The sequence below is a fragment of the Sulfurimonas sp. genome (assembly GCF_023228785.1).
GTDB lineage: Bacteria > Campylobacterota > Campylobacteria > Campylobacterales > Sulfurimonadaceae > Sulfurimonas.
Genome location: NZ_JALOAN010000014.1, coordinates 18,536 through 35,815 on the forward strand (window position 1 = coordinate 18,536; position 17,280 = coordinate 35,815).

The 17,280-nt window shown below is 33.8% G+C and carries 12 protein-coding genes; 1 reads left to right on the plus strand and 11 read right to left on the minus strand.

What is annotated here, in order from left to right:
• Positions 1 to 110 precede the first annotated feature (110 nt).
• Entirely contained in the window at positions 111 to 1,808 is a 1,698-nt protein-coding gene (locus M0Q24_RS05180; protein ID WP_295048106.1) for a DNA polymerase III subunit gamma/tau, read from the plus strand.
• On the opposite strand, the gene M0Q24_RS05185 is transcribed toward M0Q24_RS05180, so the two are convergent.
• The 11 genes from M0Q24_RS05185 to M0Q24_RS05235 all read right to left on the minus strand — a co-directional run bounded on the left by M0Q24_RS05185 (position 1,805) and on the right by M0Q24_RS05235 (position 17,252).
• A complete protein-coding gene (locus tag M0Q24_RS05185; protein ID WP_295048108.1) occupies positions 1,805 to 2,017 on the minus strand; it encodes a hypothetical protein in 213 nt (70 codons plus the stop codon). The two genes, M0Q24_RS05180 and M0Q24_RS05185, sit on opposite strands and share 4 nt — an antisense overlap.
• 72 nt (positions 2,018 to 2,089) lie before the next feature.
• Positions 2,090 to 3,484: a HAMP domain-containing sensor histidine kinase gene (locus M0Q24_RS05190; RefSeq protein WP_295048110.1), complete on the minus strand. Its 1,395-nt coding sequence runs from the start codon at positions 3,482 to 3,484 to the stop codon at positions 2,090 to 2,092.
• Entirely contained in the window at positions 3,478 to 4,152 is a 675-nt protein-coding gene (locus tag M0Q24_RS05195; protein ID WP_295048112.1) for a response regulator transcription factor, read from the minus strand. The genes M0Q24_RS05190 and M0Q24_RS05195 overlap by 7 nt, the downstream gene beginning before the upstream one ends.
• Positions 4,153 to 4,276: 124 nt before the next feature.
• Positions 4,277 to 8,152 carry an immunoglobulin-like domain-containing protein gene (locus tag M0Q24_RS05200; protein WP_295048114.1) on the minus strand — a complete coding sequence of 1,292 codons (3,876 nt, stop codon included), beginning with the start codon at positions 8,150 to 8,152 and terminating at the stop codon, positions 4,277 to 4,279.
• Between the two features lie 93 nt (positions 8,153 to 8,245).
• Complete coding sequence (locus M0Q24_RS05205) at positions 8,246 to 8,833, minus strand: LuxR C-terminal-related transcriptional regulator (protein ID WP_295048116.1); 588 nt, start codon at positions 8,831 to 8,833, stop codon at positions 8,246 to 8,248.
• A gap of 1 nt (position 8,834) precedes the next feature.
• A complete protein-coding gene (locus M0Q24_RS05210; protein ID WP_295048118.1) occupies positions 8,835 to 10,169 on the minus strand; it encodes an HlyD family type I secretion periplasmic adaptor subunit in 1,335 nt (444 codons plus the stop codon).
• A gap of 1 nt (position 10,170) precedes the next feature.
• A complete protein-coding gene (locus tag M0Q24_RS05215) occupies positions 10,171 to 12,327 on the minus strand; it encodes a type I secretion system permease/ATPase (RefSeq protein ID WP_295048120.1) in 2,157 nt (718 codons plus the stop codon).
• Between the two features lie 9 nt (positions 12,328 to 12,336).
• The gene (locus M0Q24_RS05220; protein WP_295048122.1) at positions 12,337 to 13,515 is read right to left on the minus strand and encodes an OmpA family protein; all 1,179 of its coding nucleotides are present in this window, start codon (positions 13,513 to 13,515) and stop codon (positions 12,337 to 12,339) included.
• Positions 13,515 to 15,533, minus strand: a complete 2,019-nt coding sequence (locus M0Q24_RS05225; protein ID WP_295048124.1) for a TolC family outer membrane protein — start codon at positions 15,531 to 15,533, stop codon at positions 13,515 to 13,517. The genes M0Q24_RS05220 and M0Q24_RS05225 overlap by 1 nt, the downstream gene beginning before the upstream one ends.
• Positions 15,534 to 15,649: 116 nt before the next feature.
• Complete coding sequence (locus M0Q24_RS05230) at positions 15,650 to 16,336, minus strand: response regulator transcription factor (RefSeq protein WP_295048126.1); 687 nt, start codon at positions 16,334 to 16,336, stop codon at positions 15,650 to 15,652.
• Complete coding sequence (locus M0Q24_RS05235) at positions 16,329 to 17,252, minus strand: HAMP domain-containing sensor histidine kinase (RefSeq protein WP_295048128.1); 924 nt, start codon at positions 17,250 to 17,252, stop codon at positions 16,329 to 16,331. Before M0Q24_RS05235 ends, M0Q24_RS05230 begins: the two co-directional genes overlap by 8 nt.
• Positions 17,253 to 17,280 lie beyond the last annotated feature (28 nt).

A 17,280-nucleotide genomic window follows, 5' to 3' on the forward strand; every position in this document is an offset into this window, starting at 1 on the left:
AATGAAATACTATCATCGCTTGCTTTAAAGTCTCCTATAAAAATTCTATTTAAATCGTAATTTAACCCTTTAGATGTTAAAATCCCCTCAAATTAGATCTGGAGTTGAATGTGAAAGAATCTTCTGAAGTATTAGCAAGAAAGTATCGACCCTCAAATTTTGATGAACTTATAGGTCAAGAGACGATCTCCCAAACTCTTTCTTTAGCACTTGATTCAAAAAGACTCTCTCACGCTTACCTTTTCTCAGGACTAAGAGGAAGCGGAAAAACTTCAACTGCTCGTATCTTTGCAAAAGCACTTATCTGCGAGGAAGGCATCTCACACAAGCCTTGTGGAGTATGTCAAAACTGCACCTTAGCTCTGCAAAATCGTCATATAGATATCATAGAGATGGATGCTGCTTCAAATCGCGGTATAGATGATATAAAAGCCTTGGTTGAGCAGACTAAATACAAACCAACAAGTGCAAGATTTAAAGTAATTATCATAGATGAAGTACATATGTTAAGTACTCCTGCTTTTAACGCTCTTTTAAAGACGCTTGAAGAACCGCCAAGTTATGTAAAATTTATCTTAGCTACAACAGATCCACTAAAACTTCCAGCTACCATACTTAGTCGTACTCAGCACTTTAGATTTAAGTCTATTGCTACTAAAAAGATCATAGATCACATTGCGCATATTTTAAATTTAGAAGAAATTGAGTATGAAAGCGATGCACTTGAGATCTTAGCTAGAAGTGGGAATGGAAGTCTAAGAGATACACTAACCTTGCTAGATCAAGCCATCATCTACTCTAAAAATCATGTAGATGTTATCACTGTTACAGATATGTTGGGGCTTGTAGATCCTAAATTTATCATGGATCTCTTTAGTGCAGTTTTTGCAAAAGACTATGCAAAACTAGTTGAGTTTACTAAGATACTAGAAGATTATGAAGCTGAGATGGTTGTAGATGAACTTATAGTCTACTTAAAAGAGAGGATGTATAACCAAGATGCACTCTACTCCACTCTAGTTTTGGATAGATTTTTTAGAATTTTAAGTGACTCAAAATATCTCTTTAGCATCAATGCAGATGGTTCTTTTGTAATCTCTTTGATATTTTTTAAGATGGTTGAAGCTCTTCGAATTAAAGAAGTTGATCAGATGATAGAATCTTTACAAAAAGAGGTACAAAGACCTCAGATCTCATGCGTAAAGATAGAACCTCACGAGAGTGTTCAAGAAGAAATTTCTGAAGTAAACACACAAGAGCAACACCCAGATCTTGATGTTGCAGAAAAAACTGAGATCCCAAAGCCACAAGAAGAGATAAAACTTCCAAATCTTTCGCTTAAAATGTTTGATGAATTAAAACAAAGTATAAAAGATAGAAACGCAGATCTTGGAACTTGCTTTGAAGAGTCTATTAGTTTTGTCTCTTATGTAGATGAAACTCTGACATGGGAGAGTTGTGCCAATGATGATTGTAAAAAAGTCTTGACTCATGGCTTCTCTGTTATAAAGCAACTTGTGCGAGAAACTTTTGGATTTGAGACAAAGATAAAGCATGAGCCTTGCACTAAAGAGATAACTCAAAAAAAAAATGAAGTTCTAAAAGAGCAAGAAGAGCCAGAATATGAGCAAAGCACTTCTATGATAGAAGATGCCGAGATAGGAGGAAGTGGTAGCTGTGTAACTTCTTGTTCATCATCTCAGGATACAAAAGAGATAGATAACTCAGCTATCAAAAATGAGCCAATGGTACAAAAAGCAATAGAGCTTTTTGAAGCTACAAAAATAACTATACAGTCAAAAAATTAGCTAAAAAAAATCTCTCCACAACAAAGATTTTCATCCTTGCAAAACTCCAATATATGCTTGTAAGGAGTTGAATTTCTTCTTTTTATTGTTGCAAAGTTTGCTTGAGTCATCTTTAGGGCACATGCCACATCTTTATCTAAGATTTTTTCTTTTTTATCTTTTTCCAAGTATAACTTTAAAACCTCAATAACTCCATGAAAATCTCGCATATATTCTCCTACTAAATAAGTAGTAAAAATATAGCTAAAGAAAAAACAAACTTATAAATATATGGCAATTTGCTATTTTTTTAACATCTCTTTTATAGAAAAACTAAATATCGAGCCTTTAGTAAACTTAGACTCTATTATTAGTCTAGATCTATGCAACTTTAGTATATATTCGACCATTGCTAAACCTATACCCATAGAGTTATCCCAAGAGTTTTTATTCACCCTATAAAACTTTGAAGTTATCTTATCTAGATGCTTCTCTTGTATCCCTATGCCCTTATCAACAACTTGCAGAGTATTATCCACTAAGACGACCTTTACTTCATCACTAGAGTACTTTAAAGCGTTGTCTATAAGGTTTATGAGAGCTAACTCTATCATAGTTTTATCTGCTTCTACTGTAACACTTTTTACATCAAGGAATATCTCTCTATCTTTATATTTAAGCAAAAGATTAGAGACAACTTCCTGACATAGCTCTTTGAGATCAAAATAGCTTTTTTGTATCTTCAAGTCATCATTGTCAAGCTTTATAGATATAGTTAAACGATCTATCATTTGTGTTATTTTATCTGCATTTGAGTTGATTTTACCCAAAAATTTTTGTCGCATTTTGGAGTCTATATTTTCATCATCTTGGAGTGTTTGGGCATAACCGATTATTGCAGCTATTGGATTTTTAAACTCATGAGAAATAGCTGAGAGCATGTCGCTTCTCTGCTTATTTATTAGTCTAAGTTTTGCAGTATATTTTCTTTTTTGCTTCTCTCTTGAGTGGAGTTTTTTAACTAGGTTTTTTAACATCAGTGAAATTTGTAAAAATTCATAAAAATAGTTTATTTTTATAACAGCTTTGTAGTTTTTACTAGAGATCTCATCCAAATAATTTGTAATTTGTGCGATATCTAAAAGCACTTTCTCGCTCATCCTTTTGGAGATATAAAAAGCTAAAATAACAACTATTAAAAAGAGTAAAAAAAGTTTTGAGTATAAAGAGTAAAACTCACTCATAATCGCATCTAAACTTATAGAGAGCCTTATATAGATTAAACTATCTCTATACTTTACTGCTTTTGCAACATATAAAAAATCAACCTTGAGTGTCTTAGAATATCTTATAGCATGTGCAAAAGAGTCACTATCTGCATGCAGAATTTCATATCTTAAACTATGATTATCCATAGTTGATTCATCCGCTAAAGAGTCTGCAATGATCTTTCCATTTTCACCTATTATAGTTACTCTTAACTCTGTTGCTTGGCTCACATTTGTAGCATAATCTTGTAAATTCTCTATATTTTCTATCTCTAACTCTATCAAAGATATAGAGTTTTGAAGATTTTTTTCATTATGATTTATGATTGTTGATTTTAAAGTTATATAGCCTATCAAAGAGGCTAGAAGAAGAGTTCCTACAAAGAGAATTAAAAACTTTATGATAAAGATTTGATGTATTTTTAGCACAGCTTGTATCCAACCCCGCGTACTGTTTGAATGTACTCTTTTGTTTTTTTAGGATCTATCTTATCTTTTAGACGATTTACAGCTACATTTACAGTTTTATACTGGTATTCATCAGAATCTTCCCAGACATTTTCAAGAAGGTAGTCACGCTCTAAGACACTACCTTTGTTTATCATAAATTCATAGAGCAGGTCAAACTCTAACTTAGTCACACTTATATTTTTTTTATCTACAAAAACCTCTCTAGTTCTACTATCTAAGCTCAAATCTCTATGTGTGATTTTTGAATCTTGAAATTTTTTACTACTTCTCTTTAGAACTGCTTTGATCCTCAAAGTCAGCTCTTTCATATTGAAAGGTTTTGTTATGTAGTCATCAGCCCCTCTTAAAAAACCCTCTTCTATATCTAGATCTCTGTTTTTAGCACTTAGAAATATTACAGGAGTTAAGATCCCATCTTGACGCAACTCTGAGACAAACTCGCTCCCCTCAACACCAGGGAGATTTCTATCCATAATAAGAAGATCTATCTCTTCTTCTAGTAATATCTGAGTAACTATTTTGGTATTTAAAAATCCTATAACCTCAAAGCCTTCTTTTGTTAAAGTATACTCAAGAAGTTCTAGTAAATCTTCTTCATCTTCAACTACAACTATTTTAGCACTCATCCATACTTGCCTTAAAAAATATTTCAATATTGTAGCAAAATGTTGATTTGGTTTGATTACGAGAGGATTACGAAAGATAAAACTATTTTCTCACTCATTTAGAGTGAGAAAATATATAGAAGTATTAACCTATAGGTTGTTGAATATCTTCATCTATTTTTACTGTTACATCTGAATTTGTATCATTTGTATATGTGATAAAGCCATCAGAGCTATCACCTTTTGTCCAGTCATCTGTATCAGCAAAGCTAACTTTATCTTCATCATCTCCTTTGATGGTTATACTTTTGCCAGAATTGCTAATTTCTAAAACATCCTCTAAACTTAAGTTTAGAACTTCATTTTTCCCTTCTTGGCTTAAGTCTATAGTATCTATTTTCTCAAGATTATCTATGTTTGAGAAGTCAATGTTTTCTTTACTATTTAACACAAGTGTATTGATTTGGGCATCAACCTGGATATCAATGTTTACATCAAATGTAGTTTCATCTCCATCTTCATCACTAGCAGTAACACTAAATGATTTGACTGTATTATTATCAAACTCGTCTGATTTTGCACTATATGAGTAGTCCCCTGTATCAAAATCAAATAATAATTTCCCATCTTCACCAATAGCTAAACCATCTTCTGGAAAACTATTTTTTGTGTACTCATTATCATCAACTCTAATACTATCTATAGAGATTTCACCATCACCGCCTGATATATTATCAAATGCATTACCTTTGATCGAAGCATCAACTGTGCTCTCTAATGTTGATGATAAATCCTTTGCATCATTAATGATAATAACATCATCATCTGGAGTTTTAGATATCTCTCTTAAATATTCATTTAATTCGTCAGTTCCTATACCAATAGTGTAAGTCTTATCAATATTTAGAGCCTTCCAATTATTTACTATATCATCATTGATATCCGTTAATTTACTACCATTTCCATCTCTTTTCCAAGTTCCATTGTTTTTTTGATACATTCCATAAGTTGGTTCACCATCTGATACAAAATATGAGATTGTTTTTCCTTCTAATGGTGCTTCTTCTTTGCTAAATCCAGCAGTTATATTTAATAAAGCATCATCATAGTTTGTACCACCTTTTGCTTTAAGCTTATCAATAGCTTCTATTGCATTTTCTGCTGATAACCAAACAGAATTACCTTCTTTTACAGTACTTCCATAATCACTAAATGTTGTTAACATAACTTTAATATCACCTAGCTCATCATACTTATTGATCAGATTAACCAATGATTCTTTAGCCAAAGCCAGTTTACTGCTCATACTTCCTGAAATATCAAGAGTTAACACTAAGTTTGTATCTATATTTGCCTCATTAAAATTCATTTCATGCGACTCATTATTAAAGCTTGTTGGAACAAGGTTAGGTAATTCCCATGATGCTCCACTCAGTTCAACAGCTTCAAAGTTACCACCTTTTATTTCTGTAACAGTAGCATTTAACTCTTCACCTTCTTTTAATACTACATTTAAAGTACCTCTACCATTCACATCTAATTCAATACTGTGCTCTACTCCATATACTACAACTGTAGCAACTGCTGCTGTACCTTCTTGTGGCGGATTTGATGTTTGTATCTCTAATGTAACTTCACCATTTTCATTTATAACATTAGAAGTGTCCGAATTTACTACCTCTTTATAAACTATTTTGTTGATTAAATAATCATCATTATCTCCTGGAGCTGAGAATTCAACTTTAGAAAATGTTTGACCATTTCCTGGCTCAAACTTATATTCTAAATCAATTTCATCTGAACCACCTGCGGCTGCTTCTTCTTTTGTTTTAATACCATTCTCATCATAATAAGTCACTAAAGCTTCTTGATCGTTTCCTCCACCAGAGATCATTGCTGAACCTACTACATTTCCTTCTTTATCTATAAATGTAACTACAGCTTTTTCACCATTATGTCTCCAAGCAAATGCCACATCAAGACTTTTCACTTCATTATCAAACTCAACAACTATTTTTTCACTGTTGCCGTCTTTATGCCCTAACTCACTATCATCACCTGAAGATTTTCCTTCAACACCAAATCCAGCATGGTTTTCATTTGTATTTATAGAGATCTCTGTTTCATTACCTTCTATATCATAAGCAGTAATTTCAACACCATTTTGTGTATCTTTTACATTACCTATATCTATTACTATAGGTTTTGTAACTGTTCCTGTAAGTGAAACTGTTGTTGTATCGATTGTATCTGTAATAGTTGTTACTGCTGGAGTTGAATCTACTACTAGGTTCTCAAAGTTTCCACCTGTTGCTGTTGTGATAGCTGCACTCATTGAAGTTGCATCTAAATATACATCTTCATCTGCTGCTACTGTTACAGTTGCAGTTCCTGTAGTTTGACCATCTGTGATTGTAATCGTCTTACCATTATCAAGTGTTACTACTGTATCACCTTGACTTGCGTTTGTAAGAGTTGCAGTGTAAATTACATCTGCCCCTGCTTCTGTAATTGTAGATGTTGCTGTTAGTGTAACAGTTGTATCATTGATTGTATCACTTACTGTAACTGTTGCTGTATCTGTTGTTACTAGGTTTTCAAACTCATCTCCACCAGATTGAACGCTTGCTTTTACAATGATTGTCTCACCATCTTTATATGCATCATCACCTTGGATAGCAAATGGAGTTGAAGTTGCTGATGTTTCTCCAACATTAAATGTTACTGTAGATCCATTATCAAGAGCAATTACAAGTGGTCCATCTTTTGGTGCATTATCTATGCTTGCAGAGATTGTTGCAGTTCCTGCACCCTCATTTACTGTTACATCATTTAGTGTAACAGTTGTATCATTGATTGTATCACTTACTGTAACTGTTGCTGTATCTGTTGTTACTAGGTTTTCAAACTCATCTCCACCAGATTGAACGCTTGCTTTTACAATGATTGTCTCACCATCTTTATATGCATCATCACCTTGGATAGCAAATGGAGTTGAAGTTGCTGATGTTTCTCCAACATTAAATGTTACTGTAGATCCATTATCAAGAGCAATTACAAGTGGTCCATCTTTTGGTGCATTATCTATGCTTGCAGAGATTGTTGCAGTTCCTGCACCCTCATTTACTGTTACATCATTTAGTGTAACAGTTGTATCATTGATTGTATCTGTAATCTCATGTGAAGTTGCACTATTAACTGGTGTTAATGTATCGTAGCCACTATTATTTGTAGTAGTTAGATCTGTTGGTGCTGAGATAGTGTCTGGATCTATGTAAACATCTGGATCGCTGTACTCAAGTGTTGTTGTTCCTGTAGTTTCTCCAGCTTTTACTGTGATTGATTTTTCAACACCATCTACCTTAAATGTAATAGTTTCATTAGCTGTTGGAGGAGTGTCAAATGTTACAGTATAAGTAACAGTTGCACCATCTTCATCTCCTGTCATAGATGAAGTTAATGTGTAGCTAGATGTATAAGGAGGATCAATTTCATCAGTAGTGTTATTGATTATTATCTGATCTTCGTCTAACTCTCTGTTTGTGCCATCTAAACCAAACTCAGCGTCACGAAGTTCTGAAGTTATGTCAGTTTGAGCGCCATCTCTTTGCTCAAACTCGCCCTCTCCTGCTTCACTACTCTTTGGTCTCTCCTCACCCGCAGCAGTCTCATCTAAAAGAGCTAGATCTTCATTCTCTTGTTTAGCTTCTGCATCTTCTTGTGCATATAAACTTTCATCTAGTGCTTTTTTTATACTAAGTTCTGTTAAGCCCTCTTCTTGGCTCAACTCATCTATAAGAGAGGCATCAAATAGTTGTTCTTGCGTAGCATTTAAAACTATGCTACTTCCACCTTCAACATTCATCTCGATCTTAGCACTTGAACTATTGCTTTTATCTCCAAAAACTAACATATCTTTAGTGATAACATCACCTTTTTTTAACTCTATAATATTTGAAGAACTATCTTTTGCAAAAAATGTACCTTCTATCTCTTTTACTGTTGCTATTACTACTGCCATTTTCTCTTCCTATTATGGATAAAATTTTATTGTAGTTAGTATAGGAAATATTAGGATTTTTTACTATTGTCCATAGGGACAAGTATAAAAGTTTTATTTTAAAAGTAGAGCTAGGGCTAGTCTATCTTTTACTTGAAGTTTTGTGTAGATGCTCTGTGCATGAGCCTTTATGGTCCTTGGAGTTATCTCTAACTTCTGTGCAATATTTTTGTAAGTATCTCCATCTTTTAAAAGAATTGCTACTTCTTTTTCTCTATCACTTAGTTTTTCAAGTGTTAAAGTATTGTCTTTATCTTTTGTTTGAGGTAGCTGGTTTATTAATTCAGATGTAAATTCAGGATGCAACCACACAAGCCCTTCTTTTATAGTTTCAATGGCTGAGTTTATAAAATGATCTCTCATAAGTGCATTTCCATAGGCTTTTGCACCAAAGGAAAGGAGTTGTTTTGCAGTTGCTATATCTGGATTGCGATGTAGAACCATTACAAGATTTGAGTTTTGACTCATAGCTTCTATAAGATTTTTTGCATTTGAGCCCAATGCTGAGTAGTTAAGGATGATAACACTATTTTTCAAGTCTATAAGTTCTTCTATTTCATCTAAAACTAAAGACTCTTCAAGTAAAGATTCTTGCCAATATAGTATCAAATTTATATCATCGCTATAAAGTAAAACTTTCAAATCACCGCTCCGTAAATGTATATTGTTTCGTTTTTAAGATTGGCTTGAGTATATAGTCAAGCACACTTTTTTGCCCTGTTATAATGTCAACACTCACCGTCATTCCAGGTATAATTTTCAGTGGTTTTGTCTCATTTCCTAAGTAGTTTTTCGTAGTTTTTATCCTAACAGTATAAAAAACATTATCTTTTTGATCTTTTATAGTGTCTGCACTTATGTGCACTACTTCGCCATCAAGTCCACCATAAATAGAAAAATCATAAGCAGAAAACTTCACAATTGCTTTTTGACCAAAGTATATAAAAGCGATATCAGATGGTTTGATCTTCACTTCAACTAAAAGAGCCTGATCACTTGGAACAACTTCCATAATATTTTCACCAGGCTTAATAACTCCACCAACGGTGTGAACAAATAGTTCTTGTACGATGCCTTTCATAGGTGAGCGAACAACTGTACGAGTTACTTGATCTTCTAGAGCTGTATAGTTTGCCTTTAGAGATTGTAGCTCTGCTGCTGCTTCGTTTAGTTTTACTTTTGCATCACTTCTAAAGAGTAGTTTTGTCTCTTGTATCCTACTCTCTACCTCTTTAATAGCCGAGTTTAGTCTTGGTATAGACTGTTTTATAGCAGTGTACCTGTCTTCTATCTCATTAGCCTCTCTTTGAAGTTTTAGGAAGTCTATTTTTGAGCGAACTCCTTTTGCTACCATAGGCTTCGTCATGCGAACCTCTTTTGTTATCATATCTAATGATGATTTTAGATGTGACTTATGTGTTTGAGCTTCAGATAATTCATGTTTTTTTTGGTTTAACTGTTCATCAAGAGCTTCTAATTTTGACTCTAATTGTTTCATATTTGTAGCATAAAGACTTTGTTCATTTGCGACTAAGCTTGGTATTCTCTCTTGTACTTCAACAGGTATTTCAAATTTTCCTTCACCAGATTCAGCTCTTAGACGACTAAGCTTTGCCTCAAGAGCATCTGCTTTTATCGCATTTGAGCTAAAAGAAGATTGCGATTTTTGGTTATCTATTTTTAGTAAGATCTGTCCTTTTTCAACACTTTGTCCCTCTTTAACCAGAATCTCTTCAACTATTCCACCCTCAAGGTTTTGTATCATCTGATTTTTACCACTAGGGCTGATCTCGCCATCTCCTCTTGCTATCTCATCTATAATTGCAAAATTTGCCCAGATCAAAAATGAGGCAATAGCAACAAGCCAAAAGTATAAAATGATCTTCATTGAAACTGGAGTTTTTTGCAAAACTGCAGCACTTAGAGAGTGCATAAACTCATAATCACGAGCAGATAGATTTTTTATCTCATCTTTCATCTTAAGCACCTCCTCCGAGTTGTTTTATCACGTCTTCTTTTTTCCCATCAAGAAGAACTTTGGCGCGATGCATAACTATAACTCTATCTACTAGATCTAAGAGCCCTAATTTTTGCGTTATCAAAACAAAAGTTTCATTTTTAAACTCGGTTTTTAGGTTGTTCATAAGATTTAACTCTGTTGTTTGATCCATCGCATTTGTTGGTTCATCCATTAAAAATACTGAACTTTTTTGCATCAAAGCACGAGCTACTCCAACACTTTGCCTCTGTCCACCGGAGAGTCCTGCCCCTCTCTCACCTATTGGCATATCATATCCTCGCGGATGTGTTTTTACAAACTCTTCGACTCCACTAATTTGAGCTGCATATAAAACATCTTCAATCTCAGGATGCAGATCTGAGGAGATAATATTGTCTTTTATAGTTCCTTTAAAAAGATTTATATCTTGAGAGACATAACTTATAGATCTACGAAGATCTGCTGGATCTATTTGTGAAATGTCTATGTCATCTATAAGAATTGTGCCACTTGTTGGCTCGTAAAGTCTAAGGATGAGTTTTGCGATAGTTGATTTGCCAGATCCAATGCGGCCAATTATGCCGACTTTCTCTCCAGACTCAATAGTAAAGCTAACCCTATCAAGTGCTGGCATTTCTGATTCTGGATAATGAAAAGTCACTTCTTTAAACTCGATCTTGCCTTTAAATCCAGGTCTTTGAACAAACTCTTGCCCTTCTGGTCTCTCAACTTCTTGAGATATTATATTATTTAAAACCTCATAAGAACTCCTTGCATCGGAGTAGTTTGTTATGAGTCCTGCAGCTTGTCCCATCGGTGCTACAGTTCTTGAAGTGAGAATTACTACTGCGATAAGCCCACCCATAGTAAGCTCAAAATCTTTTATAAGATATACTCCAAATACAACAACAAAAACAGTATTTAGCTGGATAAGAAGATTTGTAATATTTGGAATAGATGATGATAGTAGTCTTGATTTAAGGTTTTTTTCTGCAATTTCACCAGTTGACTCTTCCCACTCCCACTGCTGTTTTCCGGACATACTTAAAGATTTTACAGTCTCAATGTTTTGCAGAGTCTCTATAAGTATAGAGTTTTTCTTGGCACTTGCCTCGTGAGAACTCTCTATAGACTCTTTTAGTGGTTTTCTTATAATGAGGGCAAAAATTAAGATCAAAAACATCGTAACGATTGGTACAAAAACCAAAAGACCACCGATGTAGTATATAACTGCTAAAAAGATTAGAGCAAAAGGCAGATCTATAACTGCAGTCATAGTAGCGGTAGTAAAAAATGAGCGAACTGCTTCAAAGTCTCTTAGGTTGTTTGCAAAAGATCCAACAGATTTTGGATGGACTGCCATCTTTAGATTTAGCACTTTTTCAAATATGATAGAAGACATAATAATATCACTCTTCTTTCCAGCAAGTTCAAGCATATATCCACGAATAAATTTTAAGAAAAAATCTATAATATAAACAAATATGATACCTATTGCAAAGACTAAAAGTGTCTCCTCTGCATTGTTTGGGATGACCCTATCGTAAACATTCATAGTAAAAAGAGGAGTGGCTAGTACAAAAAGATTTACAAGTAGTGAAGCCCAAAGAACATCCCTATATATGGATCTAGAGAGGTTTAGCGTACTCCAAAACCAATGTTTAGATTTTACTTCTAATGAACGAGATCTTTTAGTGTCGTACTCAAATTTTTTCTTAAGTAAAAAACCAAATCCTAGGTACTCTTTTTCTAAGTTTTCTACTTCTACCCACTCTTCTGAAGCTTCACCATCTGTGTAGATGATCTTTGCTTTAGTTTTATCTGGGGAAAACTTTTCTAAAATACAAGCATTTTCGTTACTTAAAAGTAAAATCATTGGAAGATGTAGATCTAGCATGGCAGGGATCTCTCTTCTTATAAGGGTGGCATTTAGCCCTGCTCTTGCTGCCACACGAGAGAAGAGTGATTTTGATTTTGTGTCGATACTAAAGAGTTTTGAACTTCCATCCCTTTCATGCACAGGCATGCCAGAGAGAAGTGCCTCAGCACTAAATGGTTTATGGAACAACTTTGTATATAAAACCAATGCATCTAGCAAAGAGTCCTCTTTTACCGCTACACCAACTCTTTCACTCATCTCTTAACCTCACTTATTACTATATGATAACTTAACTTCTATACGGCGATTTGCAGCTCTTCCCTCTTTTGTTCTGTTACTTATAACAGGCTCTAACTCTCCACGACCTTTTGACGTAAGACGACTCTCATCAATCCCCTCAGAAATTAGTGCAGATTTTGCAGCATTAGCTCTTTTTTGAGATAAAAGCATATTTGCCTCAGCTCTTCCAACGCTATCAGTATGACCTATAATTTCTGCATCATAAGTTGGATTTTGCTTTAAAAATGTTGCAAACTCCACTACTTTAGCATAAGAGTCTTGAAGTATCTTATCTGAGTTAGTTTCAAAGTTTAGCGCCAACTCTTTACTTAGAGGACATCCTTTTAAATCAACATCTAAGCCTTGTATAGTACCGGGACACTCATCTAAATAGTCAAGAACTCCATCACCATCACTATCAAGTGGACAGCCTTTTTTATCAACACTTACGCCAATAGGTGTATCTGGACACTCATCTTTATAGTCAATAACTCCATCTTTATCGCTGTCAATTGGACAACCATGAGCATCAACCTCAGCACCTCTTGGAGTACCTGGGCATCTATCTACACTATCTAAAACTCCATCTTTATCACTATCTATATCTTGTGGAAAAAGCACATACATAGTAACCATAACACGGTTTGAGAGGTCACGACCTTTTTGTGTCTCATCAGTAAAAGCCATATCAGATCCAGCGCGATGTTCAAGCACTAAAAGCTCTTCATCTATCTCATCTGCAATAAATTTATCTGCAATATCCCTAGCATAGTCTTTACTTAAATTTTGAGACTCATTCGTATCTAGTGAATATCTAAAACTATTTTGTATCTTATTTGCATAAGTTTTAGAATCGATTCTTTTTTCATTGATATCATCAGTTGGTTTATTTGTATGACCTATGATTTTTACACGAATCTCTTCATCATTGTTTTTATACTCTTTGATAGTTTCAACTATTTTATTATAGTGCGAAGCATTATCTTCACATAAGATTCCATTTTTATAGCCAAGCATTGAAAAGCGAACAATCTCCTTAAAATCTCCATACATAAAAGCGTCAAGTTCAGCACTTTTAGCTGTGTTTGCATCTTCTATCTTGTACTCATAATCATAAGTTCCTCCAAAGAGTGAACACGCAAGAAGTGCTATATATAAAACTTTCATTATAATTCCTCGCTTTCTTTAGTTAATTCTATTTCAACACGGCGATTAAGGGCCAATCCCTCATCTGTATCATTACTTGCTATTGGTTGTTCTTCTCCACGTCCCTCACTTGTGAGCCTAGTTCCTCTTATCCCCTCAAGTTCAAGTGCTTTTTTTATAGCTTTAGCTCTCTCTTCTGAGAGTTTTAAGTTGTAAGAGGCATCACCTATATTGTTTGTATGCCCTATGATTAAAGCTTTATAGTAAGGATTGTCTTTTAAAAACTTTGCAAATTCTTCTATCTCAGCTTTTGCACTTAGAGGAATCTTTGCACTATTGTTTTGAAAGTTTACTTCTAAACTTAGTGAAACACTACATCCATCTCCATCTACATTGTAGCCCATTGGTGTATTTGGACACTTATCTATATGATCTATAACTCCATCCATATCGCTATCTAATGGACATCCATCAGGAGAAACTTTTACGTTTTTTGGTGTCATTGGACATTTATCTTTAGAGTCTACTACTCCATCTCCATCACTATCTCTCATCATTTTTTTACAACCATAAGGCATAATGTTGTTCTCTAAAAGTGAGTTATCGCAAAGGTCAATATTGTCTGGGATCCCATCACCATCTACATCTAACACAACTGGCAAAGTATCTAAGATCTCGTGAGCCTCAGAGTCACTATATAAGTTTACTTTTGCTGCATAATCTTTTGCGTCACCTGCTACTGCAGTAACTAAAAGTCCCATAGCATCTAAGATCCGATACTTTGCAAATAGTTGTTCATACTCAGCTGTAATGATTTGACTTCTTGAGTTAATAACATCATTTTGAGAAGATAATAGATCAAGAAGTGAGCGACGACCTAGATCATACTCTTCTTCATAAAGTTCAAGAGTTTGTTCACTAAATTGGCTGTACTCTTTTAGATCTACTAGTTGTTTACCAACCATTTCATAAGCACTCCATGATAGATCTAAACCTTCTATAACTTGGCGTTTAAGATCTCTTTTTATCTCTATCTCTTGGTTTATTTTACTTAGATGCTTTTGAATATTTGCCTTATCAGCTCCACCACGAAAGATGTTGTAGTTTAAAACTATACGAGCACGAAACCTATCATCTGGCGAGTCAAAAGCGTTTCTTTTCTCAACATCATTAAAAAACTGAGAAACTTCTAGATCTACTTTTGGATAGTAATCTTTTTTGCGTTGTTCCCAAAGTGACTGAGCACCTTTGATGTTATAGCGGCTTACTAAAAGCGAAGGGTTATGCTCTACTGAGTACATAGCAGCTCTCTCAATACTCTCGGGCATTGCTATATCAAAGTCAGGTCTTTGCATCTGAGATATATCTGGCATCCTACCAAGTAATCTTCTAAATGTGTATTCTGCATCTCTTGCATTGTTTTTTTGAACAGTATAGTTTGAACGAGCAAGGGAGAGTGCTGATTGGATCTTTTTAACCTCTGAGTCTGTTGTTAGACCTGAATCAAAGAGATCTTTTACCTTTAGATATATATTTTCATTAATAGCTACATTTTCTCTAGCTGTTTGAGTAAGCTCATTTGCACGAAGTACATTTATATAAGCACTAGTCATCTTAAAGGCTATATCATTTGCTTTTTCTATGTAGTTATGAGCAGCGGCCAAGATTCTAGCCTCTTCATAATCCACTTTATGCATAGTGCCAAAACCATCAAAAATATTTTGAGTTAATGTTAAAGATGTCTCATAAGCACCATAATTTTCATCTTTCACATTATGGTTGTAGCTACTATCTGAGCTCTCTTTTAGAGTTCCTGCTTTTGTATAGCCTGCAGTTGCTCTAAAATCAAGTTGAGGATAGTACTCAGACTCGGCAATATTTAAGTCTTGTTGAGTAGCTCTATAGTTTTTGAGCCTCTCTTGGACAACTGGATGTGTATTTAGTACCTCTTCTATACTCTCTTTTAGTGTTAAACTAAAAAGTGGTGTACAAAGCAGGCAACTCGCTGTTAAGAGCAGAGTAAAACGTTTTTTGGACATTCTTTATTTCCTTGCTTAAATTTTAACAATTTTAACTAACAAGAGTGAGCAAATAGTGAGTAATTAAAGATTTTAATTTAATTTTATAAATTTTTATAATATTAAGAAACAATACACTACAACTCTATCTTATATCCAACTCCAAAGATATTTTTTATAGTATCTTTTGGCAGCTTTTTTCTTAGATTTTTTATAATAGTTTTTAAAGCGCTTATTTTATCGCCTTCATAATCATTCCAAATAGTTATAATGATATCATCATAACTATATATGATGTTAACATTTGAGAAAAAGAGTTGTAAAAGTTGTCTCTCTTTATCTGTTAGGGCTATGCTATATTGTCCTTTTAACTCTTGAGTTTTATAGTTCCAACTATATCCATCTTTTAAAAAGAGTATTTTTTTTGAAGAGACTTCATACTTATCTAGTTCAGTGATTGCAAGATTTAGTGCCTCTTTTAGATCATTTCTGCTTATTGGTTTTATAAGGTATTTTGTGAGTTTTAAAGATGTTGCTTCTAAGAGATAGTTCACATCAGCGTGAGCAGTTAGCATGATAGCTTTTGTTGTATGATCTAGCTCTCTTACTTTTTTAAGAAATTCGATACCATTTAACTTAGGTAAGTTTATATCTACAATCATTATGTCTGGTTTTTTGCTCTTATATATCTCATAAGCCATAACACCATCAGCGGCTTCATACACATCCATAAAATACTTTTTGAGATATATTACATAATTTTGTCGTATCTCTTTTTCATCTTCTACAAATAAGATCGTATAAGCATTTTTTAACTCATTCACTACTTAGTCCTAACCTTATATCAAAGCAAACACCAAGCTCGCAGTTGCTAACACTAAGTTCTCCCTCTAGTATATCTTCTATAATTTTTCTAGACATATAAAGACCCAATCCTGTTCCTTGTGACTTGTGTTTAGTGGTAAAGTATGGTTCAAAAATCTTCTCTTTGATGCTCTTTGTTATACCACCAGCATTGTCACAGATTCTTATTGTACAAGAATCTTCATTTCTAATATATAAAATTATAATTTGTGCATTAAAAATATGCCTCTCAACAATCGCATCTATTGCATTATTTAAGATAACAACTATAACTTGTTGAAGTTCATTTTCATAGCTGTTACATCTATATTTATTATCTATTTTCATCTCAACATTGATGTCATTTCTAGCTAAACTTCCTTTTACTATATAGAGTGATTTTTCAATCATCTCTTTTACAAAAAACTCTTTTTTATCCCTGCTTGTGCTAAAAAATCCTTTAAAGTCATCTATAGTATTTGAGAGATATTTTGTTAAAGATTCTATCTCTAGAAGTCTATCTTCTATCTCTTTACTTTTGATATTTTGCTCACTCATCACATCATCAATAAGTAAAACATTAGAGTTTATTTGTGAAAGTGGTTGACGCCATTGATGAGCGATATTTTCTAGCATCTCACCCATAGAAGATACTTTATTTTGATGAAAAAGGATTCTGTCTTTGTCTGCTGACTTCTTTAATTCCTCTTGCATCTTCTCTTTTAACTCTTTGTTTAATCTTCTCATTTTAAAATTACTATATAAAAATAGAGTAATAACTACAAAGGCTATAAAAAGAAGTTGAAAATTTGATGAGTGAGCAATACTTGGCTCATACTCTGTCTCATAAGAGTGAGCTATCAATATTAATGAGGATAATATAAAGAGTTTTCTCATCTGTTTTTCACTACCTTATCACACAACT

Bases quoted from the DNA above. Each gene is read 5' to 3' on its own strand.
- M0Q24_RS05220 (WP_295048122.1), bottom strand. From the start codon at position 13,515: ATGAAAGTTTTATATATAGCACTTCTTGCGTGTTCACTCTTTGGAGGA.
- M0Q24_RS05225 (WP_295048124.1), bottom strand. From the start codon at position 15,533: ATGTCCAAAAAACGTTTTACTCTGCTCTTAACAGCGAGTTGCCTGCTT.
- M0Q24_RS05210 (WP_295048118.1), bottom strand. From the start codon at position 10,169: ATGAAAGATGAGATAAAAAATCTATCTGCTCGTGATTATGAGTTTATG.
- M0Q24_RS05200 (WP_295048114.1), bottom strand. From the start codon at position 8,152: ATGGCAGTAGTAATAGCAACAGTAAAAGAGATAGAAGGTACATTTTTT.
- M0Q24_RS05195 (WP_295048112.1), bottom strand. From the start codon at position 4,152: ATGAGTGCTAAAATAGTTGTAGTTGAAGATGAAGAAGATTTACTAGAA.
- M0Q24_RS05215 (WP_295048120.1), bottom strand. From the start codon at position 12,327: ATGAGTGAAAGAGTTGGTGTAGCGGTAAAAGAGGACTCTTTGCTAGAT.
- M0Q24_RS05235 (WP_295048128.1), bottom strand. From the start codon at position 17,252: ATGAGAAAACTCTTTATATTATCCTCATTAATATTGATAGCTCACTCT.
- M0Q24_RS05185 (WP_295048108.1), bottom strand. From the start codon at position 2,017: ATGCGAGATTTTCATGGAGTTATTGAGGTTTTAAAGTTATACTTGGAA.